This window comes from Pseudomonas sp. nanlin1 (assembly GCF_045571515.1).
Classification (GTDB): domain Bacteria; phylum Pseudomonadota; class Gammaproteobacteria; order Pseudomonadales; family Pseudomonadaceae; genus Aquipseudomonas.
Window position 1 is genome coordinate 1 of record NZ_CP124218.1, and the last position, 24,309, is coordinate 24,309.

Genomic DNA, 24,309 nt, shown 5'->3' on the forward strand with positions numbered 1-24,309 from the left:
ATGTCCCGACTCAACCCCCGGCAGCAAGAAGCCGTGAACTACGTCGGCGGCCCACTTCTGGTGCTCGCCGGCGCAGGCTCCGGCAAGACCAGCGTGATCACGCGCAAGATCGCCCATCTGATCCAGAACTGCGGTATTCGGGCCCAGTACATCGTCGCCATGACGTTCACCAACAAGGCCGCGCGCGAGATGAAAGAGCGCGTGGGCAGCCTGTTGCGTGGCGGCGAAGGCCGCGGCCTGACGGTCTCGACTTTTCACAACCTGGGTTTGAACATCATTCGTAAAGAACATGCTCGGCTGGGCTACAAGCCGGGGTTCTCGATCTTCGACGAAACCGATGTGAAGTCACTGATGACTGACATCATGCAAAAAGAGTATTCGGGCGACGACGGCGTCGACGAAATCAAAAACATGATCGGTTCGTGGAAAAACGAACTGATCCTGCCACCGCAAGCCCTTGAAGAAGCGCGTAACCCCAAGGAGCAAACCGCTGCGGTGGTCTACGCGCACTATCAACGTACGTTACGCGCGTTCAACGCCGTCGACTTCGATGATTTGATCCTGTTGCCGGTTAAGTTGTTCCAGGCGCACGCCGACATTCTGGAAAAATGGCAAAACCGGGTGCGTTATTTGCTGGTGGACGAGTACCAAGACACCAACGCCAGCCAATACCTGCTGGTGAAATTGCTGATCGGCAGCCGTAACCAGTTCACCGTGGTGGGCGACGACGACCAGTCCATTTACGCCTGGCGGGGGGCTCGGCCAGAAAACCTGATGCTGCTCAAGGACGATTACCCCTCGCTGAAGGTGGTCATGCTGGAGCAGAACTATCGCTCCACCAGCCGCATCCTGCGTTGCGCCAACGTATTGATTTCGAACAACCCCCATGCCTTCGAGAAGCAGCTGTGGAGCGACATGGGTCATGGCGATGAGATCCGGGTGATCCGCTGCAAGAACGAGGACGCCGAAGCCGAGCGCGTGGCGGTGGAAATCCTCAGCCTGCACCTGCGCACGGATCGCCCCTACAGCGACTTCGCGATTCTTTACCGGGGTAATTACCAGGCCAAGCTGATCGAGCTGAAGTTGCAGCATCACCAGATCCCGTACCGCCTAAGCGGTGGTAACAGCTTCTTTGGCCGTCAGGAAGTCAAAGACCTGATGGCTTATTTCCGCCTGATCGTGAACCCCGACGACGACAATGCTTTTCTGCGAGTCATCAACGTGCCCCGCCGGGAGATCGGCTCCACGACCCTGGAAAAACTTGGCAACTATGCCACTGAGCGCAAAGTGTCGATGTACGCCGCGACCGATGAGATCGGCCTGGGTGAGCACCTCGATGCGCGTTTCACCGACCGCCTGGCACGCTTCAAGCGTTTCATGGACAAAGTGCGCGAGCAGTGCGCGGGCGAAGACCCGATTGCCGCACTGCGCAGCATGGTCATGGACATCGATTACGAGAACTGGATACGCACCAACAGCTCTAGCGATAAAGCCGCCGATTACCGCATGGGCAACGTGTGGTTTCTGGTGGAAGCACTGAAGAACACCCTGGAAAAAGACGAAGATGGCGGCATGACCATCGAAGAAGCCATCGGCAAACTGGTGCTGCGCGACATGCTGGAGCGCCAACAGGAAGAGGAAGACGGCGCCGAAGGCGTGCAAATGATGACCCTGCACGCCTCCAAGGGCCTGGAATTTCCCTACGTGTTTATCATGGGCATGGAAGAAGAAATCTTGCCTCACCGTTCCAGCATCGAAGCCGATACGATCGAAGAGGAAAGGCGCCTGGCCTACGTGGGCATCACCCGCGCACGCCAGACCCTGGCGTTTACGTTCGCCGCCAAACGCAAGCAATACGGGGAAATCATCGACTGCGCCCCCAGCCGCTTCCTCGACGAACTGCCGCCCGATGACCTGGCCTGGGAAGGCAACGACGACACCCCGACCGAAGTCAAAGCGGTACGCGGTAATACCGCTCTGGCGGACATTCGAGCCATGCTCAAACGCTGAACTTAAACCCGCCGCTGGCCGCCTGGCCGGGGCCATTGGTAGACCGAGGAACCGTTGTGGAAGCACTGCACAAGAAAATTCGCGACGAAGGGATTGTCCTTTCCGAGCAGGTATTGAAGGTCGATGCCTTTCTCAACCATCAGATTGACCCGCTGCTGATGCAACAGATCGGCGACGAGTTCGCGCGCCGGTTTGCCGATGCAGGCGTGACCAAGATCGTGACGATCGAAGCCTCCGGCATTGCTCCTGCCGTCATGACCGGGCTCAATCTGGGTGTACCGGTGATCTTTGCCCGCAAACACCAGTCGCTGACGCTGACGGAAAACTTGCTCACAGCGTCGGTGTATTCGTTCACCAAGCAGACCGAGAGCACTGTGGCGATCTCACCCCGCCATTTGAACGCCAGTGATCGGGTCTTGGTGATCGACGATTTTCTGGCCAATGGTAAGGCGTCCAAGGCGCTGATTTCGATCATCCAACAGGCTGGCGCCCACGTGGTAGGCCTGGGTATCGTGATCGAGAAGTCCTTCCAGGGCGGCCGCGCCGAATTGGATGCCGAGGGCTACCGGGTGGAGTCTCTGGCGCGGGTCAAATCGTTGGCTGGCGGGGTGGTGACGTTTGTCGATTGAGGTTGTGCGCAATTGGACCGTAGGAGGGGCCTCGGCCCCGATCTTTTGATCTTGCCGTATCAAATTACACCAACTGCTGCACGGTAGCCTGCAAGCCCGTGAGCAACAGCCGCTGGTAGAGCTCCTCGCGAAACCCATGGGGTTGCGCCAGCTCCATACGCTGCAGATGCCCCGGGAACGCTGAGGCGTCCGGCGCGTCTAGCGCAGCCTTGCCCAGGTCCAGCAACTCACTGAGCTTGTACTTGCTCTTAAGCCAGTTGAGGGCCCTCAGCAGGTCGCGCTCCTCAGGACTGAAGTCGCTGCCCAGGGGGTATTCCGGGAACAAGCGCGGGTGGCGCGCCCGGATGGCCTCAAGCCGCTGCGGGGTGTTGTCGGCATACCGGGGTGCCAGTTGGAAGTCCAGGGGCAGCTTGCCAGCCAGCTTGGCCTGGTCGATCAGGTTGGCTTGAAAGCGCGAGTCGCTGATGTTGACCAAGGCCTCGATCACCTGGGCGTCAGTCTTGCCGCGCAAGTCGGCAATGCCATATTCGGTGATGACCATGTCGCGCAAATGCCGGGGGATGGTGCAATGGCCGTAGTCCCACACCACATTGGAACTGACCACCCCAGCCGACTCGCGCCAACTGCGCAGGATCAGCACCGAACGCGCACCCTCGAGGGCGTGGCCCTGGACGACGAAGTTGTATTGGCCACCGACTCCACTGATCACCCGGCCGTCTTCGAGTTGGTCCGACACCGCCGCCCCCAGCAGGGTGACGCTGAATACCGTGTTGATAAACCGCGCATCGCGCCGTTGCAGGCGCTTGAGCGACTCCTGCCCATACAGTTCGTTGATAAAGCTGATGGCGGTCATGTCGAATTGGCTGCGCGACTCCGCTGGCAGCTCACGCAAGCGCTGGTAAAAGCTCTCGGGGCCGAGGAAGAAGCCACCGTGCATGACCACCCCATCGGCGCTTTCGGCGTCATCGAGGGTGCCGGCATTGGCCTGCGCCTGCCGGGCGATGTCCGGGTAAACCCGGCGCCTGACCACGCCGGCCTCAGCCAGTGCCAGCAGGCCATTGACGAACATTTCGCTGCAGCCGTACAAGCCCTCGACAAAGGGTTTCAACCCCCCTTCGCGGGTAATCAAGGCGCGCCACGGTTCGATGTCCAGGTCCTCGAGCAATGCCCGGTAACCACTGTTGTCTGCTTGGCGCGCCAACAGCGCAGCACTCAACGCGTCGCCCATCGACCCAATACCGATTTGCAGGGTGCCGCCGTCGCGCACCAGGGTACTGGCGTGCAGGCCGATAAAATGGTCCTGGCTGCCCACCGGCATATTGGGGGTGGAAAACAACGTGCTGCACTCGGGCGTGTCGATCAATAGGTCGAAGGTATCGAGCGGTACTTCGGCGCTGCCTGTCATATAAGGCAACGCGGCATGCACCTGCCCGACCACCAAAATGGTCTCACCCTGGGCCCGCCGCGCCGCCACCATCGGCAGCAGGTCGAGGGTGATGTCAGGGTTACAGCTCAGGCTCAACTGGCCAGGCTGCTCAGGGCTACTGGCGACCAGCTGGGCGATCAGGTTCAGGCCTTTGGCATTGATATCGCGGGCTGCGTGGCTGTAATTGCTGCTGACGTAATTCTGCTGCGCCGCGTGGCTGGCCATCAGGCTGCCTGGCTGCATGAAAAACTGTTCTACGCGGATATTGGCCGGCAGGGCGTCGTTGCGCAGGTCGGCGAGAAACTCGAATTCGGGGTAATCACCAAATACCCGCTCAACGAACGGCTCCAGAAAACGCCGCTGCAACCCTTCGCCTAACGCCGGACGGCCCAGAGCAAGCGCGGTATAAAGCGTCAACTGGCGTTCGGGCAAGGCCTTGATCCGCGTATACAGCGCATTGACGAAGCGATTCGGCTTGCCCAACCCCAGCGGCATGCCCAGGTGGATATGCGTGGGTAAGCGGGCCAGCACGTCATCGACGGCGTGATCGATGGAGCAAGTCTGCGGCATACGGGGCTCCCGGTGCATTGACCCGGCGGGGTCAAAAATTGGCAGGGGTGGCGGCGCTGATCAGTCGGGCGGGCGTATCGAACGGGTTGCGAAAGCGGTGTGGCTTGCTGCTCTCGAAATAATAGCTGTCGCCGGCTTCCAGAATGAAAGTTTCCAGGCCCACCACCAGTTCCAGACGGCCTTCGACCAGAATGCCGGTCTCTTCGCCTTCATGGGTGAGCATCTCGACCCCAGTGTCGGCGCCGGGCGGATAAACTTCGTTGAGAAAAGCAATGGCGCGGCTGGGGTGCGCTTTGCCGACCAGTTTCATGGTGACCGCGCCATCGGAGATGTCGATCAGTTCGCTGGCTTTGTAAACAATTTGCGTCGGATTTTCGGCTTGTAGCTCTTCGGAAAAGAACTCCACCATCGACATGGGGATACCGCTGAGTACCTTGCGCAGTGAGCTGATCGAGGGGCTAACGCTGTTTTTTTCGATCATCGAAATGGTGCTGTTGGTGACACCGGCGCGCTTGGCGAGCTCACGCTGGGACAGCCCTTTGAGTTTGCGAATGGCCTGCAGTCGTTCACCGACGTCCAATGCGTGAGCCCTCCTAAATTCAGTCAGTTGAATATAGGCCTTATCATGGCAACAGCGTTCAGTATTTACAACACTTGGGGGCACGCCGCAGGCTAAGGCTGGCCGCTGTAAACCAGCGGCACCCGGCGCAGATTGCAGAACAGCTCGTAGGGAATGGTCTCGGCCTGCATCGCCACATCGCTGGCCAGCACCTGGCGGCCCCACAATTCTACGCGGCTGCCCAGGCCGGCCTGGGGCAGATGGCTGAGGTCGACACAGAGCATGTCCATGGATACCCGGCCCAGCAGTTGGCTACGTTGGCCGTCGATCATGACCGGGGTGCCCGTGGGCGCATGGCGCGGGTAGCCATCGGCGTACCCCATGGCCACTACCCCGACCCGGCTCGGCTGCCCGGTGACGAAACGAGCGCCGTAGCCGACCGGCTCGCCAGCGGGCAACTCGCGCACGCTGATGACCTTGGACTCCAGGGTCATCACCGGCTGCAGGCGCGCCGCGTGGGCCTGGGTTTCTTCAAAAGGGCTGGCGCCATACAGCATGATGCCCGGGCGCACCCAGTCGCTGGGTACCTGGGGCCATGCCAGTACCGCGGGCGAGTTGCGCAGGCTGACTTCGGCGCGCAGGCCCTGGCGGGCCGTTTCGAACACCGCGAGCTGCTCTGTGGTGCGCGAACAACCCGGTTCATCGGCCCGGGCGAAATGGCTCATCAAGACGATTTTCGCGACCTTGCCGCTGGCCAACAGGCGCTGATAGGCACCTGGGTAATCACTGGGGTGCAGACCGACCCGGTGCATGCCGGTGTCCAGCTTGAGCCAGACGTTCAGCGGTTTGGCCAACTGAGCCTGCTCGATGGCTTGCAACTGCCAAAGGCCATGCACCACACACCATAGGTCATGCTCAACGATCAGCGGCAGTTCGCTGGCCTCGAAAAAGCCTTCGAGTAGCAGGATGGGTGCACTGATACCTGCGGCGCGCAGCTCCAGGGCTTCTTCGATACAGGCTACGGCAAACCCATCGGCCTCGGCGTGCAACGCCTGGGCACATCGCACGGCGCCATGGCCGTAGGCATCGGCCTTGAGCACGGCAAGCGCCTTGGCGCCAGAGAGCTCGCGAGCCAGTTGGTAATTGTCGCGAAGGGCTTGCAGGTCAACGAGGGCACGGGCTGGACGCATGACGACGGGCTTCTTGGCTAGGCGGTGGGCATGAAAGACCCGGCGCCTGACTCATCAGCGCGACCGGGCGCAGTAGCATTTAAGGCAGTGCGGCGATCACCGACAGTTCAACGAGGATTTGCGGCTCGCACAGCTTGGACTCAACCGTGGCGCGGGCCGGAGCGACGCCTTTGGGCAGCCACTGGTCCCACACGCTGTTCATGCCCGCGAAATGGGCATCGATGTCTTTGAGGTAGATGGTCACCGACAGCAGCCGGGTTTTGTCGGTCCCGGCCAGGTCCAGCAGGCGCTCGATATTGGCCAGTACCTCGCGGGTTTGCTGCTCTATACCTGCCGACATGTCGTCACCGACCTGCCCTGCCAGGTACAAGGTGCCGTTGTGGGTCACGATCTGGCTCATGCGCTCATTGGTGAGCTGGCGCTGGATGGACATTGTGAGCAACCTCCTGGTTGTAGCCGTAGCGAGAAATATCGAGGCCGGCGGCACTGATCTGCGGCTGTTTGCGCGCGATCAAGTCTGCCAGCAGACGGCCCGAGCCACAGGCCATGGTCCAGCCCAATGTGCCGTGACCGGTGTTTAGGAACAGATTGCGGTACGGCGTAGCGCCTACAATCGGCGTGCCATCAGGAGTGGTCGGCCGCAGCCCGGTCCAGAAACTGGCCTGGCTGAGGTCGCCGCCACGAGGATAGAGGTCGTTGACGATCAGCTCCAGCGTTTCTCGCCGACGGGGGTTCAACGACAGGTCGAACCCGGCGATTTCCGCCATGCCACCGACCCGAATGCGATTGTCGAAACGAGTGATCGCCACCTTGTAGGTTTCATCGAGAATGGTCGAGGTGGGCGCCATCGCCGGGTCCGTGATGGGTATCGTCAGGGAATACCCTTTGAGCGGGTAAACCGGGGCGCGAATGCCCAACGGCTTTAACAGCGCGGGCGAATAACTGCCCAACGCCAAAACATAGCGGTCGGCGGTTTCCAGCTGGCCGTTGATCCACACACCGTCGATCTGGTCGCCACTGAACGCCAGGCGTTCGATGGATTCGCCAAAGCGGAACTGCACACCCAACTGGGTGGCCATTTCAGCCAGGCGCGAAGTGAACATCTGGCAGTCGCCGGTCTGGTCGTTGGGCAAGCGCAGCGCCCCCGCCAGCAGGCCATTGACGCTGGCCAGGGCCGGTTCGACCCGCGCGATACCGGCGCGGTCGAGCAGTTCGTAGGGCACCCCGGATTGCTCCAGTACAGCGATGTCCTTGGCGGCGTTGTCCAGTTGCGCCTGGGTCCGGAACAACTGGGTGGTACCCAGCCGGCGGCCTTCATAGGCAATGCCGGTTTCCAGGCGCAACTCGTCGAGGCAATCGCGGCTGTACTCTGACAGCCGGACCATGCGCTCCTTATTTACCGCATAACGGCTAGCGGTGCAGTTACGCAGCATCTGCGCCATCCACAGGTATTGGTCGACGTTGCCGGTGGCCTTGAGCGCCAGCGGCGCGTGGCGTTGCAGCAGCCATTTGAGTGCTTTGAGCGGTACACCCGGGGCAGCCCAGGGCGAGGCGTAGCCCGGCGAGACCTGGCCGGCATTGGCGAAGCTGGTTTCCAGGGCAACCGCCGGCTGGCGGTCGACCACCACCACTTCAAAACCTTGCCGCGCCAGGTAGTAGGCACTGGTGGTCCCTATCACACCACTGCCAAGCACCATTACTCGCATGACCATCCCCCAACGCGGATAACCGCTGACATAATTTGTTTAAAGCGAAGATGCGCCTAGTATAAAAATCATTGGCCAGTGCTTTTCACTATATACACCGCTATATTCGCGGGGAATTCTTGGCAATAAACGCTTTTACGGAGGGGCATCGCCCATGCGCACCCAGCACCAAAGCAAACGCGAGCTCGATAAAATCGACCGCAATATCTTGCGTATATTGCAGGCCGACGGTCGCATCTCCTTTACCGAGCTGGGCGAAAAGGTCGGGTTGTCCACCACCCCCTGCACCGAGCGGGTCCGCCGCCTGGAGCGCGAAGGCATCATCATGGGCTACAACGCCCGCCTCAACCCCCAGCATTTGCGCGCCAGTTTGTTGGTGTTCGTGGAGATCAGCCTGGACTACAAGTCGGGTGACACTTTCGAAGAGTTTCGCCGCGCCGTACTCAAACTGCCCCATGTGCTGGAGTGCCACCTGGTGTCGGGCGACTTCGATTACCTGGTTAAAGCGCGGATTTCAGAGATGGCGTCGTACCGCAAACTATTGGGCGACATCCTGCTGAAGTTGCCCCACGTGCGGGAATCGAAAAGTTACATCGTGATGGAAGAAGTGAAAGAGAGTTTGAGCCTGCCCATCGCCGATTAAACCAGCACCTGGCGGGTGCTGGCGATCAATTGATGGATCTGCCGCTCCACGGCGGCATCCACCGGCACCTCGGGGCCGCGGCCATTGGGGCACGGCAGGCGCGGCGTGGTGCCGAACAAGCGGCAAATCAGCGGGCGCTCGTCATACACGGTGCACCCCTGCGGCCCCAGGTGCACGCAATTGAGCTCGGCCAGGGCGGCCTCTTGCTCGGCGGCGGTCTTGCGCGGCAGGCGCGCCATTTCTTCGGACGACGTCGTCACTGGGCCGCAGCAGTCGTGGCAACCGGGAACGCAGTCGAACGAAGGGATCTGCTCGCGCAGGAAGCGGATCTTGTGGCGGTTGCAGCTCATGGTCAGGTGTCCCGAGGGTCAGTGGGTGCATTTTGCCTGCCGGTTGCCCCGACAGGAAGGTCCGGCTTATCCTCGGCCACCCTCAAGCCCAGAGAATCGGCCCATGCCCGTTGGCGTCAACAGCTCGCACACTGCCTCTTATTATGCGGCCAGCAGCGCCCCGCAGGCGACCCACCCGACTTTGCAGGGCGCCCACAGTGCAGACGTCTGCGTGGTGGGTGGCGGTTTTTCCGGCCTCAATACGGCTATCGAACTGGCCGAACGCGGGCTGCGGGTTGTCTTGCTGGAAGCGCACAAACTGGGCTGGGGCGCCAGCGGGCGCAATGGCGGCCAACTGATCCGTGGGGTGGGCCATGGGTTGGAGCAATTCAAAAAAGTCATCGGCGACGACGGCGTGCGCGAGATGCAGTTGATGGGGCTGGAGGCCGTAGAGATCGTCCGCCGCCGGATCGCGCAATACGCTATCTCGTGCGATCTGACCTGGGGCTACTGCGATCTGGCGAACAAAGCGAGCCAGGTCGAAGGCTTCGCTGAAGAGCTCGAACACTTGCAGGGCCTCGGCTATTCCCATGAGCTGCGCCTGGTGGCGGCGGCCGATATGCACAGTGTGGTCGGTTCGGATCGCTACGCCGGAGGCCTGGTCGACATGGGCTCGGGGCATCTGCACCCGCTCAATTTGGTGCTGGGTGAGGCGCGCGCCGCGCAGTCGTTGGGCGTCGAGCTGTTCGAACACAGCCCAGTGACGCGCATTGACTATGGCCCACGGGTGACCGTGCACACCGCGCAGGGCTCGGTGAGCGCTGGGCATCTGGTACTGGCCTGCAACGCTTACATCAACGGCCTGAACCCGGAACTGAGCGGCAAGGTGCTGCCGGCCGGCAGTTACATCATCGCCACCGAGCCCCTTAGTGAAAGCCAGGCCCGTGGCCTGCTCCCGCAGAATATGGCCGTGTGCGACCAGCGGGTAGCCGTGGACTACTACCGTCTTTCCGCTGATCGACGCTTGCTGTTCGGTGGCGCCTGCCACTATTCGGGCCGCGACCCGAAAGATATCGCCGCCTACATGCGGCCAAAAATGTTGGCGGTATTCCCCCAATTGGCCGAGGTAAAAATCGACTACCAATGGGGCGGCATGATCGGCATCGGCGCTAATCGTTTGCCACAAATTGGCCGCCTCAAGCAGCAACCGAATGTGTTTCACGCCCAGGCCTACGCTGGGCATGGGCTGAACGCCACTCACCTGGCCGGCAAACTGCTTGCCGAGGCCATCAGCGGCCAAGCCAGCCGGGGTTTCGAGCTGTTCGACGCGGTACCGCACATGACCTTCCCCGGCGGCCAACATTTACGCTCGCCCCTACTGGCATTGGGCATGCTTTGGCATCGGCTCAAGTCCCTGGCCTGAGGCTCACTTCCAGAATGGCTTGGCCGCCTCGCGCCGCGCATCCTGCGGGGTTAGCCCGATATCGAGCAACTGCTCGTCACTGAGCTGCAGCAGCGCTCTGCGAGTGTGTTGGCGCAGCCACACGGCGCGCCAAAGGCTGAGGCCGCCAGCCTTCAGCCCTGGCTGGCTAAACGGGGGGCGCACATCACTGAAAGCATTCATTGTCCATTCCTCTGGGTGGGCTGTGGATAAATGATGCCTTCACACCGTAAAACGTTACAGATTCAAAAACATGCTATGTTTTCCATACAGACGTGCCTGAATAGCTTCTGAATGGCGCTTTTATGATCCATCTGTACTGGTAAAACCCTGGGGCATGCCATGACGCTGTATATGAACCTGGCCGAATTGCTCGGCTCGCGAATCGAACAAGGCTTTTACCGCCCCGGCGACCGCTTGCCCTCGGTGCGGGCCTTGAGCGTGGAACACGGGGTCAGCTTGAGCACCGTGCAACAAGCCTACCGCTTGCTGGAGGACAACGGCCTGGCTGCGCCCCGGCCCAAGTCTGGCTACTTCGTGCCGGCCGCGCGACAGCTTCCGGCCCTGCCCGCGATCGGCCGGCCAGCCCAGCGCCCGGTGGACATTTCACAGTGGGACCAGGTCATCGAGCTGATGCGTAGCACCCCCGACCCCAACGTGGTGCAACTGGGCCGCGGCATGCCTGACGTGGCCAGCCCCACCCTGAAGCCGCTGATGCGCGAACTGAGCCGGCTCAGCCGCCACCAGGGCATGCCGGGGCTGTATTACGACACCGTCTCCGGGACCGAGGCTCTGCGTGAGCAGGTCGCTCGTTTGCTGCTCGATTCTGGGTGCCACGTGAGCCCCAACGACCTCGTCATTACCACCGGCTGCCATGAAGCGCTGTCGTCGAGCATCCGCGCTATTTGTGAGCCGGGGGACATCGTGGCGGTCGACTCTCCTAGCTTTTTCGGGGCCATGCAAACGCTCAAGGGCCTGGGCATGAAGGCGCTGGAGATCCCCACCGACCCGATCACCGGCATCAGCCTGGAAGCACTGGAACTGGCCTTGGAACAGTGGCCCATCAAAGCCATCCAGCTCACCCCCAATTGCAACAACCCGTTGGGCTATATCATGCCTGAAGCGCGCAAACGCGCCTTACTGACCCTAGCCCAGCGCTTTGACGTCGCCATTATTGAAGATGACGTGTACGGCGACCTGGCTTTCCATTACCCGCGCCCGCGTACCATCAAGTCGTTTGACGAGGACGGGCGGGTGTTGCTGTGCAGTTCGTTCTCGAAAACCCTGGCCCCAGGTTTGCGGGTAGGCTGGGTCGCGCCCGGGCGCTACCTGGAGCGCGTGCTGCACATGAAATACATTTCGACCGGCAGCACCGCCACTCAGCCCCAACTGGCAATCGCCAGCTTTCTCAAAGAAGGCCACTTCGAACCGCACCTGCGGCGCATGCGCGGCCAATACCAACGTGCCCGCGACCTGATGATCGACTGGGTGACCCGTTATTTTCCCGCAGGTACCCGCTGCAGCCGGCCACAGGGCGGCTTTATGCTTTGGGTAGAGCTGCCGGATGGCTTCGATACCTTGCGGCTGAACCGGCGGCTGCTGGAGCAAAACGTGCAGATCGCCGTGGGCAGTATCTTTTCAGCCTCCGGAAAATACCGTAATTGCCTGCGGATGAACTTCGCGTCGATGCCTACACCGCAGGTCGAAGCGGCGGTCAAATCTGTGGGCCTGGCCGCCAGCGAACTGTTGCAGGAACAGAGCGCGTAACTTTTAGCCCGCAGAAAGGTCGAAAGGCCAACTTTTCGCTGCCAGAGGCAGGTCATTTGCGACTTAACAGGTTCCTTGCCCTGTGCCTGCTGGGCAGCTTACTGCTGGGCGGCTGCGCCTCGGTCAACGCCCCGCGCACGGCTAGCCAGGCGCTGCCCGCAGCGAACTCCTCGTTCGGCCGCTCGATCGCCGCCCAGGCCGCCAGCCAGGAAGGCCGCTCGGGCTTTCGCCTGCTGCCCAATAGCAGCGAGGCGTTCCGGGCTCGGGCCGAGCTGATACGCAACGCCAAGACCAGCCTCGACCTGCAGTACTACATCGTCCACGATGGCCTGAGCACCCGCGCTTTGATCAACGAATTGCTGGCCGCTGGCGACCGTGGCGTCAGGGTGCGCATTTTGCTGGATGACACCACCAGCGATGGCCTGGACGACTCTATCGCCACCCTGGCGGCGCACCCGAGTATTCAGATCCGCCTCTTCAACCCCCTGCACCTAGGTCGCGCCACCGGCACCACCCGCGCGCTGGGCCGGCTGCTCAACCTGTCGCAGCAGCACCGGCGCATGCACAACAAACTGTGGTTGGCGGATGACAGCGCCGCCATCGTCGGAGGGCGCAACCTGGGTGACGAATATTTCGACGCCGAGCCCAACCTCAATTTCACCGATATCGACATGCTCAGTGTTGGCCCTATCGCCAAGGAGCTGGGCTACAGCTTCGACCAGTATTGGAACAGCGCCCTGAGCCGCCCTATCAACGAGTTCAGCCGCCCGGCCTCTGCCCGCACCCTGCGCAAGACCCGCGAGAAGCTGACCGCCTCACTGGCCGAGGCCCAGCGGCAGCATCAAACCCTCTACAACCGTTTGATGAGCTACCAAACCCAGCCTCACATGGATATTTGGCGTAACGAACTGATCTGGGCATGGGGCCAGGCCTTGTGGGACGCCCCTACCAAGGTACTCTCCCGTGGCGAGCCCGACCCTCACCTGCTGCTCACGACCCAGCTAGCCCCTGAACTGCAACGTGTTCAGCAAGAGCTGATGCTGATCTCAGCCTATTTCGTACCCGGCCAGGCAGGCTTGCAGTACCTGACCGGGCGCGCCGATGCCGGCGTGGCGGTGAGCTTGCTGACCAATTCGCTGGAAGCCACCGACGTGCCAGCCGTGCACGGCGGCTATGCGCCCTACCGCGTGGAGCTATTGGAGCATGGGGTGAAGCTCTACGAGCTGCGCCGCCAGCCCGGCGATGACGGCAGTGCTTCTTACCGCTTCAGCGGAGGCTCGGACTCGAGCCTGCATAGCAAAGCGATGATCTTCGACCAGCACAAAGTATTCATCGGCTCGTTTAACTTCGACCCCCGTTCGGTTCTGTGGAATACCGAAGTGGGGGTACTGGTGGACAGCCCCGAGCTGGCAGGCCATGTGCGCGACCTGGCCCTGCAGGGCATGTCGCCAGCGCTGAGCTATGAGGCCAAGCTCGAACAGGGCAAAGTGGTCTGGGTGACTGAAGACAACCAGCACCTGCACACCCTGACCCACGAGCCTGGCGATTGGTGGCGGCGGATTAACGCCTGGGTCAGTGAGAAGATCGGCCTGGAGCGAATGCTCTAGGTTCTGTAGGTAAAGTGCCTGCGCATCGATCATGCTGCGTTAAAAACAGGCTCGGGCGCGAGTCCGATCGGAATGCTCATTGACAACCAGTCAAGTCGAATGCGACTCCAACCGTTCCTCGCCTGTTTTTGCCTTGCCTGATCGCCGCTCGGCGACTTTACGTACCGAGCCTAGGGCAACGCCCCAGGCTTGCGTGCCAACCACACCAGCACCAGCGCCCCGGCCGCCATCAACCATAGCAATGCATGCCCATTGACCCACTGGCTACCTGCACCTGCGGCCAGTGGCCCGATCAGGCAACCGATGCCCCACAGTTGCGCCACATGGGCATTGGCCCTGACCAGTGCATCGTCACGGTAGCGCTCACCAATGAGCACCAGTGACAGCGTGAACAACCCGCCGGCACTGGCCCCGAACAAGACCCACAGCGGCCAGATCAATGGCGTTTGCAACAGCAGTGGAATGGCCAGGCTCGACACCAGTAAAGTCACCGCGCAGCCAATGAACAGCCCTCGTCGCGATAGCCGATCGGCCAGCATGCCAATCGGCAACTGCAACACAGCGTCCCCGACCACCACCGCGCTGACCATATACAGCGCCACCTCAGCACTGAAGCCTTGCTGCAGGCAATACACCGGCAACAGCGTAAGGATCAGCGCTTCGAACGCAGCAAACAGCGAAATGGCCCACGCGATTACCGGCATCCGCGCGCAGAAGCGGGCCAAATCACCAAAACTGACGTGGCCTGCAGCGGCACTCGGCGCGCCCCCACGGCCAAACAGCAAAAAGGGCGAGAGGGCCATTAAGGCCACGCCTAACCAGAAACCTTCGTCACCCTCGGTGCCTAGCAGCCCCAGTAACAATGGCCCCGCCAACTGACTTAGAGCGTAGCCAGTGCCATAAAGCGCCACCAGCCGGCCGCGCCACTGCTCCACCACCACTTGGTTGATCCAGCTTTCGCCAAGGATAAAGACAATGGTCAAGACCACACCCAGCAAGAGTCGCAGGCCGAGCCAGATCGGGTAGTAGGGCAATAGCGCCAGCAGGCCTACCGAACAGGCACCCAGCCACAGGCAGCGGCGCATCAATACGGCCGTGCCCCAGTGAGAGGCCAACCGGCTGGCGATGCTGGCACCGGCCAGCACTCCAATGGCCGGCATGCCTGCCATGACCCCGATAGCGAAAGCACCGTAGCCCCAGCCTTCCAGGCGCAGCGACACCAGTGGCATGCTGACGCCCAAGGCCAGGCCAACGCTCAAAATGGCCGCCAGTACGGCGAAGTATGTCCCCCAACGCATTCCACGCTCCTGTGGATAACCCTGCCAGATACAAAACAGCCGGGCCCTTGATCAGGGCCCGGCTGTGTACACGTCGCGCGGCTGGCGCGCTAATGCCTAGAGTTTGATCCAGGTCGACTTAAGTTCGGTGTACTTGTCGAACGCATGCAGCGACTTGTCACGGCCATTGCCGGACTGCTTGAAGCCACCAAACGGCGCAGTCATGTCGCCACCGTCGTATTGGTTGACCCAAACGCTACCAGCGCGCAGGGCTTTGGCGGTGAGGTGCGCCTTGGAGATGTTCGCGGTCCACACCGCCGCAGCCAGCCCGTACTGAGTGTCGTTGGCGATCTGGATGGCTTCTTCGGCGCTGTCGAAGGTGAGTACCGACAGCACGGGGCCGAAGATCTCTTCCTGGGCGATTTTCATCGCGTTGCTTACCCCGTCGAAGATGGTCGGCTCGACATAAGTACCACCGCTTTCTTCAAGGATGCGCTTACCGCCTGCGACCAGCTTGGCGCCACCGGCATGGCCCGCCTCGATGTAGGACAAAACGGTATTCATTTGCTGAGTATCGACCAACGCGCCTACGGTCGTCGCGGGGTCCAGTGGGTTACCGGGTTTCCAGCCCTTGAGCGCTTCGACTACCATCGGCAGGAAAGTGTCTTTGATCGAACGCTCGACCAACAGCCGCGAACCCGCGGTGCACACTTCGCCTTGGTTGAACGCAATGGCACTGGCCGCCGAGGCGGCAGCAGCAGCGAGGTCGGGCGCGTCGGCGAAGACGATATTAGGGCTTTTGCCGCCCGCCTCCAGCCATACACGCTTCATGTTGGACTCGCCGGCATAGATCATCAATTGCTTGGCGATCTTGGTAGAGCCGGTGAACACTACAGTGTCGACGTCCATGTGCAAGGCCAGGGCCTTGCCCACGGTGTGACCGTAACCGGGCAACACGTTCAGCACACCTTTGGGAATACCCGCGTCCACCGCGAGCTGTGCAATACGGATGGCGGTCAGGGGTGATTTTTCCGACGGCTTGAGCACCACGGAGTTACCTGTGGCCAATGCCGGGCCGAGCTTCCAGCTGGCCATCATCAATGGGAAGTTCCAAGGCACGATGGCCGCCACCACACCGACCGGCTCGCGTGTCACCAAACCCAGTTGGTCATGGGGTGTGGGCGCAACTTCGTCGTAGATCTTGTCGATTGCCTCGGCGCTCCAGCTCAGAGCGTTGGCGGCCCCTGGTACGTCGATACCCAGGGAGTCAGCGATGGGCTTGCCCATGTCCAGGGTTTCCAGCAGTGCCAGCTCTTCGGCGTGCTCTTTGAGCAGGCCGGCGAAGCGCAGCATGGTCGCCTTACGCTTGGCTGGAGCCAGGCGCGACCACACACCAGAGTCGAACACCTGCCGGGCATTCTCAACGGCACGCTGGGCGTCGGCCTCAGCGCAACTGGCTACCTGACCCAGCACACGGCCATCCACCGGGCTCAGGCATTCGAATGTCTCGCCGGAGGCGGCAGCCGTGTACTCTCCGTTGATGAACGCGCGGCCTTCGATCTGCAATTGCCGAGCGCGTTGCACCCAGTCAGCGAGGGTCAGGGTAGTCATGCGATGCCTCCTGTTATAGGTTCGTAGCTTGCCCTGGGGGTGCGCGGGCGCATCCCCGTCGGGTATCCGACCACCCTAAACGAACTCCACCCGGATTTTCAATATATTTGACAGACGCTGGCCTCAAGCCGGTATCTGTGTGTTTTATCAAACAATCGAGGGCCTTCCCATGAGCATCACCTCTATCGTCGACTTCGCACAGAACACGATCGCCCCTGAGCACTACCGCCCCGGGGCAGAAAAAATTATCAAAGGCGACCCCGAACAAACGCTGTACAACCACTACTCCAGCCCCTGCGGGCAGATGAACGCGGGGGTGTGGGAAGGGGCCGTGGGCGTGTGGAAGGTGAACTACACCGAGCATGAGTATTGCGAAATCGTGCAAGGGGTTTCGGTGCTCAGAGACCAACACGGCGAGGCTAAAACCCTACGCACCGGCGACCGCTTCGTGATACCGGCAGGCTTTCAAGGAACCTGGGAAGTGCTGGAAGCCTGTCGCAAAGTGTATGTGGTATTCGAGGCCAGCCGATAAATATCAACCGCAGGCCGGGCCGTCATTGGGCAGAGGATTGGGCGGGTCCATCCGGACACCTCACCCACCCATGGAGTCCCATCGTGAATAACGAAGAAGTGCTCGACAGCATCAAGCATCTGATTGGCACCCGCTATGTACCCAGCGTCAAAGCCTACCTGAGCGAATTGACTGGGTGCCCCAAAGTGATCGGCCCCTACGATGCGTACACCCTCGAACGCGAGGACGACCGCCTGAATATCATCGGCGACGATGCCGGCCTCATCCAATCGTTCTGGGTGGGCTAGCTGCCGGAGCCGTCGTCAACTCCCACTATTCAAGGAATGAATATGAAAATTTCATCGCAAGAAGAAGCTCGAGAGCTCGCTGAGGCGCTAATCGGCCAGACCTTCAGCAAAGCAGTGCGTGAAGACCTGGCCAGCCGAACCGGCTGGGTCGTCAGGGCAAAACTTGAAGGTATGATCAGTACGATGGATTACGTAGAGCAACGGATCAACCTGGAACTGGATGACAACTCGACCATTAATTCAGTCACCCTCGGCTGAACCGCCGCCTGTCTAGTCCTGAAATAGGTTTACACCTGTTTCACGCTCAAAACGCCCGATGCACCGCATCGGGCGTTTTGTATTTCAGGGATAAGTGTGGCCGCTCCCTATTGTAGATCTGCACCGATTCATCCACCATTTTCACTGCATCTGCCAAGTCTTTAGGCCGATTGAGTAGAAACTCAGTCTTCAATATCCCGTTTACCCGCTCGGCCATAGCGTTCTGGTAGCAGTCATAGCCATCAGTCATCGAGCACCGGATTCCATACCTGGTATGCAGCCGCTGATAGAGGTCGGAACAGTACTGGGCGCCGCGATCTGAATGATGAATCAGTATCTGATCGGTTTTTCGCTCTCTTACCGCTTTTTCCAGTGCCTTTATCACCGACTGGGTATGCAGGCTTTCATGCACGTGATGGCCAACAATCTTGCGTGAGTACGCATCTGTCACAAGGCTCACGTAGGCCACGCTTTCCTGCGTAGGCAGGTAGGTTATGTCTGCAACCCAGACCTGTTCGGGCCCACTAGCCACAACTTGTTCCGGACCTGCTTTGAGCAGGTTGGAATGCCGGCGAAAGCGATGATGGCTATGAGTGGTCTTGTGATAAGCCCGTTTGCGCGGAACCAGCTCGCGCGCATCACGAAGGATGGTAAACAGACGGTCTCTACCCACGCACAACGACGCAGGAGCTTCGACGCTCATCAAGTAGTGCAGCTTGCGCGTTCCCAGCCTAGGCTGGCGACGCCGCTTTTCCAGGACGAAGTCCATCACCTCTTGGTCTTGGCGGACTCTCGCGTCAAAAGCGCGATTGCGCTTGTAATACGCTTGGCGCGAAATACCCATGAAGAGGCAAGCCCTGCTAATACTCAGGTCTTGGATTTGCCCTTGTGAGAGGACTTGCCGGGTCGCTTTTTTACGACGGAAACACCGTAGTCATTTTTCAAGACGTTCACGACAGCTTCAAAGAACTGGGCCTTCTGATTGCTCAGTGCCAGTTGCTCTTCAAGCTCTTTAATCCGCTGCTCGGGTGACGGCGGGAGGGTTGGCTCGGTCATGGACCTGATCCTCGGCTCTCGAATTGATGCGCCTTGGCTCCAATCCTGTCGACCGTGCTTTCGTAACCAGACCAGCACCGTCGACCGGCCTTGGATGCCATAGCGTCGCTGGGCTTCTTTATAACTCAACTCGCCTTTTTCAACCTGGTCTACGACCGATAATTTAAAGGCTAGCGTGTAATCGCGTTGGCTGCGCCTTTTACCCGAATCCATTAAGTCCTCCTGAGGAAAGGTCAGAAGGTGTAAACCTTATTCAGGACGGGACACAGCCATAAAAAAAGGCCCGCCTCTCACGAGACGGGCCTTTTTTCGGGTCGCCAAAATCAATTACTTGATTTTGCCTTCCTTGTAGATCACGTGCTTGCGAACAACCGGATCAAATTTCTTGATCTCGATTTTGTCCGGGGTAGTACGCTTGTTCTTGTCGGTAGTGTAGAAGTGACCAGTACCGGCGCTTGAGATCAAACGAATCAATTCACGCATGATGAGCTCCCTTAAACCTTGCCGCCATCGCGACGGATTTCGGCCAGCACGACATCAATGCCGCGCTTGTCGATGATACGCATGCCTTTAGCAGATACGCGCAGACGGACAAAACGCTTCTCGGACTCGACCCAGAAGCGGTGATGCTGCAGGTTCGGCAGGAAACGACGACGGGTTTTGTTGTTTGCGTGGGAAATGTTATTCCCAGTCACCGGACCCTTACCGGTAACTTGACAGACTCTCGACATGCCTCAGCCCTCTAAAACCACATGCCCAACCCGGCATGGGTTGGCCGCTTATCTCTCAGTCATTTGGCGCAGTGCGCCGCGTTTCTTCAGGGTCTTACCGGCTTCACACCAGAGGTGAAGTGACCGGGCCCTAGAAAAGAGCGCTGCTTTATACCAGAAACACCCCAAGGCGACAACACTTGGTGCTGGATAATTCCTCACGGCGGCCTGCCTGGGGCCCGCAGGGCAAGCGCATACAGGGCCAAGCCCATACTGGCCATTCGTCGAACAAATGTTAAAAATTGAATGGTCAATTCTGCAATAGGTCTCTAGGGTTAGACCTTTCCAGACTGCACAGGCAGATGGCCCACGCTCAAAGCCAAGGAATTGACCCATGCGCCTCGCGACTTTGCCACTCTTGTTAGCCCCGCTTTTCTGCCCGCTGCTGGCCCAGGCGGCGGCTTTGACCGTCTGTACCGAGGCCAGCCCCGAAGGCTTCGACGTGGTGCAATATAACTCGCTGACCACCACCAACGCGTCAGCCGACGTGCTGATGAACCGGCTGGTGGAGTTCGATGCCAAGCAAGGCAAGGTGGTCCCTAGCCTTGCGCAGCGCTGGGACGTATCGGCCGATGGCCTGACCTACAAGTTCAAACTACGCCCTGGGGTTAAATTTCACACCACTGAATACTTCACCCCAAGCCGCGAACTGACGGCCGCCGATGCGGTGTTCAGCTTCCAGCGTATGCTCGACCCGAGCAACCCGTGGAACAAAGTGGCGCAAAGCGGCTTTCCCCACGCCCAGTCCATGCAGCTGCCTAGCCTGATCAAAAAAGTCGAGGCCAGCGACCCGCTGACCGTGACCTTCACCCTGGACCATCCCGACTCCACGTTCCTCGCCACCCTGAGCATGGGCTTCGCGTCCATTTACTCGGCCGAGTACGCTGAGCAGCTGCTCAAGGCCGGCACTCCGGAAAAACTCAATAGCCAGCCCATCGGCAGCGGCCCGTTCATCTTCACCCGGTTTCAAAAAGATGCCGTGGTCCGCTACAAAGCCAACCCGGACTATTTCGCTGGCAAGCCGGCGGTCGACCCGCTGATTTTCGCCATTACCCCGGACGCCAACGTACGCCTGCAGAAGTTGCGCCGCAATGAGTGCCAGATCACCTTGTCGCCCAAGCCGCTGGATATCGCGGCCGCCAGCCAGGACAAAGACCTGCAGGTTGTCAAAACCGCTGCCTTCATGACCGCATTTATTGGCATCAACAGCCAGCACCCGCCTCTGGACAAACCGCAAGTGCGCCAAGCCATCAATCTGGCCTTCGACAAGCCCAACTACCTCAAGGCCGTGTTCGAGGGCACCGCAGAAGCGGCCAACGGGCCCTACCCACCGAACACTTGGAGCTATGCGAAAGATTTGCCCGGCTACGCCCACGACCCCGCCAAGGCCCGTGAGCTGCTGGCCAAGGCAGGCCTTAAAAACGGCTTTAGCACCACGATCTGGACTCGCCCTTCCGGTAGCCTGCTGAACCCTAACCCAAACCTGGGCGCACAGATGCTACAGGCTGACCTGGCCGAAGTGGGTATCAAAGCGCAGATACGCGTTATCGAATGGGGCGAACTGATTCGTCGCGCCAAAGCCGGCGAGCACGACTTGCTGTTCATGGGCTGGGCGGGCGACAACGGTGACCCGGACAACTTCCTCACGCCGCAGTTTTCCTGCGCAGCGGTGAAGTCCGGCACCAACTTCGCGCGCTACTGCGACCAAGGCCTGGACCAGTTGATCAGCAAGGGCAAGGCCACCAGCGATCAAGCCGAACGCAGTAAGTTGTATGTGCAGGCGCAGAAGCAGATCCAGGAACAAGCCCTGTGGCTGCCCCTGGCTCACCCCACCGCTGCCGTGCTGATCCGTAAGGGCGTGCAAGGCTATGCCGTGAGCCCCTTCGGTCGGCAAGACTTCGCCAAAGTCACCGCGCCTTAGCTAGACACCCCACTGGCGCCCCAGCCTGAGGGCGCCTCACAACCAGCCGTACTCGACCATGGACAACGGCTCCCCCTCGCCAACAATAATGTGGTCGAGCACACGCACATCGATCAGGGTCAAGGCCTCCTTTAGCCGCCGGGTCAGTACCCGGTCAGCCTGGCTGGGCTCGGCCACGCCAGAGGGGTGGTTATGGCACAGAATCACCGCGGCTGCGTTATTGGCCAGGGCCCGCTTGACCACCTCGCGCGGATACACACTGGCGCTGTCGATCGAGCCATGAAACAGGGCTTCGAAAATCACCACCCGGTGCTTGGCGTCCAGAAACAGGCAACCAAACACTTCATGCTGCTCGTGCCGAAGCAATGCTTTGAGGTAATCGCGGACCAGTTGCGGCGTGTCCAGCACTGAATCGCGGGACAGGCGCTCGGCCAAATGCCGCCGAGCCATTTCCAGCACAGCCTGCAATTGCGCGAACTTGGCAGGGCCCAGGCCAAGCTCGCGGGCGAAGGCGCATTGGTCGGCCTCGAATAAGGCCCTGAGGCTGCCGAACTGAGTCAGCAGGTGTCGCGCCAGGTCGACCGCACTCATACCGGCAACGCCGGTGCGTAAAAAAATCGCTAGCAACTCGGCATCGGACAGGCTGTTCGCCCCTCGCTCCAGCAATTTTTCCCGTGGCCGCTCGGCCGCAGGCCAATCTCGAATACTCATGGCATCTCCCTATGCGTGTTCACCGTCGTCCTTGGCGGCTGTGCTATCTTAGCCCAACTTTTTGCGCGGCGATCGGCCTGGGGAGGCGTCATCGCCGTCGCGTCATTACCGGATGAAAAGGCAGGCCTATGCAGCGGCTGTATCGAAAACGCATCGTACTGGGCGTAGGCGGCGGCATCGCTGCCTACAAGAGCGCCGAGTTGGTCCGTCGACTTCTCGAACAGGGTGCCGAAGTGCGGGTGGTCATGACCCGCGGCGGCGCCGAATTCATTACCCCGCTCACCCTTCAAGCCCTATCGGGGCATCCGGTGCACCTGGACTTGCTCGACCCTGCCGCCGAGGCTGCAATGGGCCACATCGAGCTGGCCCGGTGGGCTGACCTGGTGCTGATCGCCCCCGCCACCGCCGACCTCATCGCCCGCCTGGCGCAAGGCGTCGCCGATGACCTGCTGACCACCTTGGTGCTGGCCACCGATGCCACCGTGGCCCTCGCCCCTGCGATGAACCAGGCCATGTGGCGCGACCCTGCCACCCAAGCCAACTTGGCGCTGGTGCAAAGCCGTGGTTTGAAAGCCTTCGGCCCGGCGTCGGGCAGCCAGGCCTGCGGCGATGTCGGCCTGGGGCGCATGCTCGAAGCCAGCGAGTTGGCCCAATGCGCCGCCGAATGCTTCGAGCACCGCGCGCTGACCGGCAAACACGTCTTGATCACCGCCGGCCCGACCCAAGAGAACATCGACCCAGTGCGCTACATCACCAACCATAGCTCGGGGAAAATGGGCTTTGCCCTGGCCGAAGCGGCCGTCGAGGCGGGGGCGCGAGTCACCTTGATCACCGGCCCCGTTCACTTGCCGACACCGGACCGCGCGACCCGTATCGATGTGGTCAGCGCGCGCGATATGCTGGCCGCCTGTGAGGCCGCCATTCCGTGCGATATTTTTATCGCATCCGCCGCCGTGGCCGACTATCGCCCAGAAGTGGTGGCCCCGCACAAGCTCAAGAAAGACCCCACCAGTGGCGATGGCCTGCTCTTGCAGATGGTGCGCAACCCAGACATTCTGGCGAGTATCGCCACGCGGCCGGACCGCCCGTTCAGCGTCGGCTTCGCCGCCGAAACCGAGCACTTGCTCGACTACGCGGCACGCAAGCTCAAGGACAAAAACCTTGACCTGATCGTCGCCAATGACGTGGCCAACCCCAGCATCGGTTTCAACAGCGAAGAAAACGCCTGCAGTGTGATTGACCGAGCCCTGCACGCCACCCTGTTCGCCCAGACCAGCAAAAGCAAAATTGCCCGCCAGCTGATTTCATTCATTGCCGACCGCCTCAACCAGGTTTAAGACTCCATGCACGCTCTACAAGCCAAGATCCTCGACCCCCGCCTGGGCACCGACTTCCCGCTGCCCAGCTATGCAACGCCAGGCTCCGCCGGGCTCGACCTGCGCGCCATGCTGCAACAAGACACGCTATTGGAACCGGGCCAGACACTGCTGATCCCCACGGGCTTGTCCATCTACATCGGCGACCCCGGGCTGGCGGCGCTGATCCTGCCTCGCTCCGGGTTGGGCCACAAACACGGCATCGTCCTGGGCAATTTGGTGGGTCTGATCGACTCGGATTATCAAGGTGAACTGATGGTTTCCTGCTGGAACCGTGGGCAAACGGCGTTCAACATCGCGGTGGGCGAACGTCTGGCGCAGTTGGTCCTGGTACCGGTGGTGCAGGCGCACTTCGAGCTGGTCGAGCAGTTCGACCAAAGCCAGCGCGGCACCGGCGGTTTTGGGCACTCTGGCAGCCATTGACTACTATGCACTGACGCTGGGCAAGTAAGGAGAGTCATGTGAAGGGCTTTAAGCGCAGTGCACAACCCGATCAACAGCCCGCCGAAGCCGTCGACACGGTAGCCGAGGCACGCCAACAGGCGCTGCGCCCAGGGATGGTCGTGGTCGCCGTAGGTTTGCTGCTGGCTGCGGTGCTGGTATGGCTCGGCCTGCCACCACCGTCCGATCGCG

General features: G+C 60.7%; 25 protein-coding genes. 12 read left to right on the forward strand and 13 right to left on the reverse strand.

Features of this window, described 5'->3' with window-relative positions:
* Entirely contained in the window at nucleotides 1-2,010 is a 2,010-nt protein-coding gene (gene rep, locus QCL65_RS00005) for a DNA helicase Rep (protein ID WP_407313610.1), read from the forward strand.
* Nucleotides 2,011-2,066: 56 nt separating this feature from the next.
* Nucleotides 2,067-2,639 carry a xanthine phosphoribosyltransferase gene (locus QCL65_RS00010; protein WP_407313612.1) on the forward strand — a complete coding sequence of 191 codons (573 nt, stop codon included), beginning with the start codon at nucleotides 2,067-2,069 and terminating at the stop codon, nucleotides 2,637-2,639.
* A gap of 64 nt (nucleotides 2,640-2,703) precedes the next feature.
* Here the strand turns inward: QCL65_RS00010 and QCL65_RS00015 are convergent, their stop codons facing one another.
* From QCL65_RS00015 to dadA, 5 genes are all read right to left on the reverse strand, one after another.
* The gene (locus tag QCL65_RS00015) at nucleotides 2,704-4,635 is read right to left on the reverse strand and encodes an acetyl-CoA hydrolase/transferase C-terminal domain-containing protein (protein ID WP_407313614.1); all 1,932 of its coding nucleotides are present in this window, start codon (nucleotides 4,633-4,635) and stop codon (nucleotides 2,704-2,706) included.
* A 31-nt stretch (nucleotides 4,636-4,666) separates the two neighbouring features.
* Nucleotides 4,667-5,215 carry a cupin domain-containing protein gene (locus tag QCL65_RS00020; RefSeq protein ID WP_407313616.1) on the reverse strand — a complete coding sequence of 183 codons (549 nt, stop codon included), beginning with the start codon at nucleotides 5,213-5,215 and terminating at the stop codon, nucleotides 4,667-4,669.
* Nucleotides 5,216-5,307: 92 nt separating this feature from the next.
* The gene (gene alr / locus QCL65_RS00025; protein ID WP_407313618.1) at nucleotides 5,308-6,384 is read right to left on the reverse strand and encodes an alanine racemase; all 1,077 of its coding nucleotides are present in this window, start codon (nucleotides 6,382-6,384) and stop codon (nucleotides 5,308-5,310) included.
* 79 nt (nucleotides 6,385-6,463) lie between these two features.
* Nucleotides 6,464-6,817 (reverse strand): RidA family protein, encoded by a 354-nt coding sequence (locus QCL65_RS00030; protein WP_407313620.1) that lies wholly within the window; start codon nucleotides 6,815-6,817, stop codon nucleotides 6,464-6,466.
* Nucleotides 6,789-8,090, reverse strand: coding sequence for a D-amino acid dehydrogenase (gene dadA / locus QCL65_RS00035; RefSeq protein WP_407313622.1), 1,302 nt, complete (start codon nucleotides 8,088-8,090; stop codon nucleotides 6,789-6,791). Before dadA ends, QCL65_RS00030 begins: the two co-directional genes overlap by 29 nt.
* A 154-nt stretch (nucleotides 8,091-8,244) precedes the next feature.
* Between dadA and QCL65_RS00040 the strand changes: the two genes are divergently transcribed.
* A complete protein-coding gene (locus tag QCL65_RS00040) occupies nucleotides 8,245-8,733 on the forward strand; it encodes an Lrp/AsnC ligand binding domain-containing protein (protein WP_407313624.1) in 489 nt (162 codons plus the stop codon).
* Here QCL65_RS00040 and QCL65_RS00045 read toward each other — a convergent pair.
* Nucleotides 8,730-9,083 carry a YkgJ family cysteine cluster protein gene (locus QCL65_RS00045; protein WP_407313626.1) on the reverse strand — a complete coding sequence of 118 codons (354 nt, stop codon included), beginning with the start codon at nucleotides 9,081-9,083 and terminating at the stop codon, nucleotides 8,730-8,732. The genes QCL65_RS00040 and QCL65_RS00045 overlap by 4 nt on opposite strands.
* A gap of 103 nt (nucleotides 9,084-9,186) precedes the next feature.
* Here QCL65_RS00045 and QCL65_RS00050 point away from each other — a divergent pair, with 103 nt between their 5' ends.
* Nucleotides 9,187-10,485 (forward strand): NAD(P)/FAD-dependent oxidoreductase, encoded by a 1,299-nt coding sequence (locus QCL65_RS00050; protein ID WP_407313628.1) that lies wholly within the window; start codon nucleotides 9,187-9,189, stop codon nucleotides 10,483-10,485.
* Nucleotides 10,486-10,488: 3 nt separating this feature from the next.
* Here QCL65_RS00050 and QCL65_RS00055 read toward each other — a convergent pair whose 3' ends face one another.
* A complete protein-coding gene (locus QCL65_RS00055) occupies nucleotides 10,489-10,686 on the reverse strand; it encodes a DUF1127 domain-containing protein (RefSeq protein WP_407313630.1) in 198 nt (65 codons plus the stop codon).
* A gap of 159 nt (nucleotides 10,687-10,845) precedes the next feature.
* Between QCL65_RS00055 and QCL65_RS00060 the strand changes: the two genes are divergently transcribed.
* Both QCL65_RS00060 and QCL65_RS00065 read left to right on the forward strand, forming a co-directional pair.
* A complete protein-coding gene (locus QCL65_RS00060; RefSeq protein WP_407313632.1) occupies nucleotides 10,846-12,270 on the forward strand; it encodes a PLP-dependent aminotransferase family protein in 1,425 nt (474 codons plus the stop codon).
* A gap of 56 nt (nucleotides 12,271-12,326) precedes the next feature.
* Nucleotides 12,327-13,877 carry a phospholipase D family protein gene (locus QCL65_RS00065; protein WP_407313634.1) on the forward strand — a complete coding sequence of 517 codons (1,551 nt, stop codon included), beginning with the start codon at nucleotides 12,327-12,329 and terminating at the stop codon, nucleotides 13,875-13,877.
* A gap of 170 nt (nucleotides 13,878-14,047) precedes the next feature.
* Here the strand turns inward: QCL65_RS00065 and QCL65_RS00070 are convergent, their stop codons facing one another.
* Nucleotides 14,048-15,175: an MFS transporter gene (locus QCL65_RS00070; RefSeq protein ID WP_407313636.1), complete on the reverse strand. Its 1,128-nt coding sequence runs from the start codon at nucleotides 15,173-15,175 to the stop codon at nucleotides 14,048-14,050.
* 96 nt (nucleotides 15,176-15,271) lie between these two features.
* On the reverse strand, nucleotides 15,272-16,765 hold the full coding sequence (locus QCL65_RS00075) for an aldehyde dehydrogenase (protein ID WP_407313638.1): 1,494 nt from the start codon (nucleotides 16,763-16,765) through the stop codon (nucleotides 15,272-15,274).
* A gap of 169 nt (nucleotides 16,766-16,934) precedes the next feature.
* Here QCL65_RS00075 and QCL65_RS00080 point away from each other — a divergent pair, with 169 nt between their 5' ends.
* The 3 genes from QCL65_RS00080 (at nucleotide 16,935) to QCL65_RS00090 (ending at nucleotide 17,842) form a co-directional block, all read left to right on the forward strand.
* Nucleotides 16,935-17,297, forward strand: a complete 363-nt coding sequence (locus tag QCL65_RS00080) for a cupin domain-containing protein (protein ID WP_407313640.1) — start codon at nucleotides 16,935-16,937, stop codon at nucleotides 17,295-17,297.
* An 83-nt stretch (nucleotides 17,298-17,380) separates the two neighbouring features.
* The gene (locus QCL65_RS00085; RefSeq protein ID WP_407313643.1) at nucleotides 17,381-17,584 is read left to right on the forward strand and encodes a hypothetical protein; all 204 of its coding nucleotides are present in this window, start codon (nucleotides 17,381-17,383) and stop codon (nucleotides 17,582-17,584) included.
* Between the two features lie 42 nt (nucleotides 17,585-17,626).
* A complete protein-coding gene (locus tag QCL65_RS00090) occupies nucleotides 17,627-17,842 on the forward strand; it encodes an I78 family peptidase inhibitor (protein ID WP_407313645.1) in 216 nt (71 codons plus the stop codon).
* Between the two features lie 46 nt (nucleotides 17,843-17,888).
* Here QCL65_RS00090 and QCL65_RS00095 read toward each other — a convergent pair.
* From QCL65_RS00095 to rpmB, 3 genes are all read right to left on the reverse strand, one after another.
* Nucleotides 17,889-19,111 (reverse strand): IS3 family transposase gene (locus QCL65_RS00095; RefSeq protein WP_407311676.1). Its coding sequence is split into 2 segments (ribosomal slippage): nucleotides 17,889-18,760 and nucleotides 18,760-19,111, totalling 1,224 coding nucleotides; the frame shifts between segments, so codons are not numbered across the junction.
* Between the two features lie 114 nt (nucleotides 19,112-19,225).
* Nucleotides 19,226-19,381, reverse strand: coding sequence for a 50S ribosomal protein L33 (rpmG, locus tag QCL65_RS00100; protein ID WP_007894709.1), 156 nt, complete (start codon nucleotides 19,379-19,381; stop codon nucleotides 19,226-19,228).
* Nucleotides 19,382-19,392: 11 nt separating this feature from the next.
* On the reverse strand, nucleotides 19,393-19,629 hold the full coding sequence (rpmB, locus tag QCL65_RS00105) for a 50S ribosomal protein L28 (protein ID WP_011064219.1): 237 nt from the start codon (nucleotides 19,627-19,629) through the stop codon (nucleotides 19,393-19,395).
* A 373-nt stretch (nucleotides 19,630-20,002) separates the two neighbouring features.
* Between rpmB and QCL65_RS00110 the strand changes: the two genes are divergently transcribed.
* Nucleotides 20,003-21,589, forward strand: a complete 1,587-nt coding sequence (locus QCL65_RS00110) for an ABC transporter substrate-binding protein (RefSeq protein ID WP_407313650.1) — start codon at nucleotides 20,003-20,005, stop codon at nucleotides 21,587-21,589.
* Nucleotides 21,590-21,625: 36 nt separating this feature from the next.
* Here QCL65_RS00110 and radC read toward each other — a convergent pair whose 3' ends face one another.
* Complete coding sequence (gene radC / locus QCL65_RS00115; RefSeq protein ID WP_407313652.1) at nucleotides 21,626-22,300, reverse strand: DNA repair protein RadC; 675 nt, start codon at nucleotides 22,298-22,300, stop codon at nucleotides 21,626-21,628.
* Nucleotides 22,301-22,428: 128 nt separating this feature from the next.
* On the opposite strand from radC, the gene coaBC reads away from it, so the two are divergent.
* Together coaBC and dut are read left to right on the forward strand one after the other, a co-directional pair.
* On the forward strand, nucleotides 22,429-23,637 hold the full coding sequence (gene coaBC, locus QCL65_RS00120) for a bifunctional phosphopantothenoylcysteine decarboxylase/phosphopantothenate--cysteine ligase CoaBC (RefSeq protein ID WP_407313654.1): 1,209 nt from the start codon (nucleotides 22,429-22,431) through the stop codon (nucleotides 23,635-23,637).
* A 6-nt stretch (nucleotides 23,638-23,643) separates the two neighbouring features.
* Nucleotides 23,644-24,099, forward strand: a complete 456-nt coding sequence (dut, locus tag QCL65_RS00125; RefSeq protein ID WP_407313656.1) for a dUTP diphosphatase — start codon at nucleotides 23,644-23,646, stop codon at nucleotides 24,097-24,099.
* Nucleotides 24,100-24,309 lie beyond the last annotated feature (210 nt).

Excerpts from the sequence above, each read along its gene's own strand:
- rep (WP_407313610.1), top strand. The coding sequence starts at position 1 with ATGTCCCGACTCAACCCCCGGCAGCAAGAAGCCGTGAACTACGTCGGC.
- QCL65_RS00015 (WP_407313614.1), bottom strand. The coding sequence starts at position 4,635 with ATGCCGCAGACTTGCTCCATCGATCACGCCGTCGATGACGTGCTGGCC.
- alr (WP_407313618.1), bottom strand. The coding sequence starts at position 6,384 with ATGCGTCCAGCCCGTGCCCTCGTTGACCTGCAAGCCCTTCGCGACAAT.
- QCL65_RS00030 (WP_407313620.1), bottom strand. The coding sequence starts at position 6,817 with ATGTCCATCCAGCGCCAGCTCACCAATGAGCGCATGAGCCAGATCGTG.
- dadA (WP_407313622.1), bottom strand. The coding sequence starts at position 8,090 with ATGCGAGTAATGGTGCTTGGCAGTGGTGTGATAGGGACCACCAGTGCC.
- QCL65_RS00040 (WP_407313624.1), top strand. The coding sequence starts at position 8,245 with ATGCGCACCCAGCACCAAAGCAAACGCGAGCTCGATAAAATCGACCGC.
- QCL65_RS00045 (WP_407313626.1), bottom strand. The coding sequence starts at position 9,083 with ATGAGCTGCAACCGCCACAAGATCCGCTTCCTGCGCGAGCAGATCCCT.
- QCL65_RS00050 (WP_407313628.1), top strand. The coding sequence starts at position 9,187 with ATGCCCGTTGGCGTCAACAGCTCGCACACTGCCTCTTATTATGCGGCC.
- QCL65_RS00055 (WP_407313630.1), bottom strand. The coding sequence starts at position 10,686 with ATGAATGCTTTCAGTGATGTGCGCCCCCCGTTTAGCCAGCCAGGGCTG.
- QCL65_RS00060 (WP_407313632.1), top strand. The coding sequence starts at position 10,846 with ATGACGCTGTATATGAACCTGGCCGAATTGCTCGGCTCGCGAATCGAA.
- QCL65_RS00070 (WP_407313636.1), bottom strand. The coding sequence starts at position 15,175 with ATGCGTTGGGGGACATACTTCGCCGTACTGGCGGCCATTTTGAGCGTT.
- QCL65_RS00075 (WP_407313638.1), bottom strand. The coding sequence starts at position 16,765 with ATGACTACCCTGACCCTCGCTGACTGGGTGCAACGCGCTCGGCAATTG.
- QCL65_RS00080 (WP_407313640.1), top strand. The coding sequence starts at position 16,935 with ATGAGCATCACCTCTATCGTCGACTTCGCACAGAACACGATCGCCCCT.
- QCL65_RS00090 (WP_407313645.1), top strand. The coding sequence starts at position 17,627 with ATGAAAATTTCATCGCAAGAAGAAGCTCGAGAGCTCGCTGAGGCGCTA.
- rpmG (WP_007894709.1), bottom strand. The coding sequence starts at position 19,381 with ATGCGTGAATTGATTCGTTTGATCTCAAGCGCCGGTACTGGTCACTTC.
- rpmB (WP_011064219.1), bottom strand. The coding sequence starts at position 19,629 with ATGTCGAGAGTCTGTCAAGTTACCGGTAAGGGTCCGGTGACTGGGAAT.
- QCL65_RS00110 (WP_407313650.1), top strand. The coding sequence starts at position 20,003 with ATGCGCCTCGCGACTTTGCCACTCTTGTTAGCCCCGCTTTTCTGCCCG.
- radC (WP_407313652.1), bottom strand. The coding sequence starts at position 22,300 with ATGAGTATTCGAGATTGGCCTGCGGCCGAGCGGCCACGGGAAAAATTG.
- coaBC (WP_407313654.1), top strand. The coding sequence starts at position 22,429 with ATGCAGCGGCTGTATCGAAAACGCATCGTACTGGGCGTAGGCGGCGGC.
- dut (WP_407313656.1), top strand. The coding sequence starts at position 23,644 with ATGCACGCTCTACAAGCCAAGATCCTCGACCCCCGCCTGGGCACCGAC.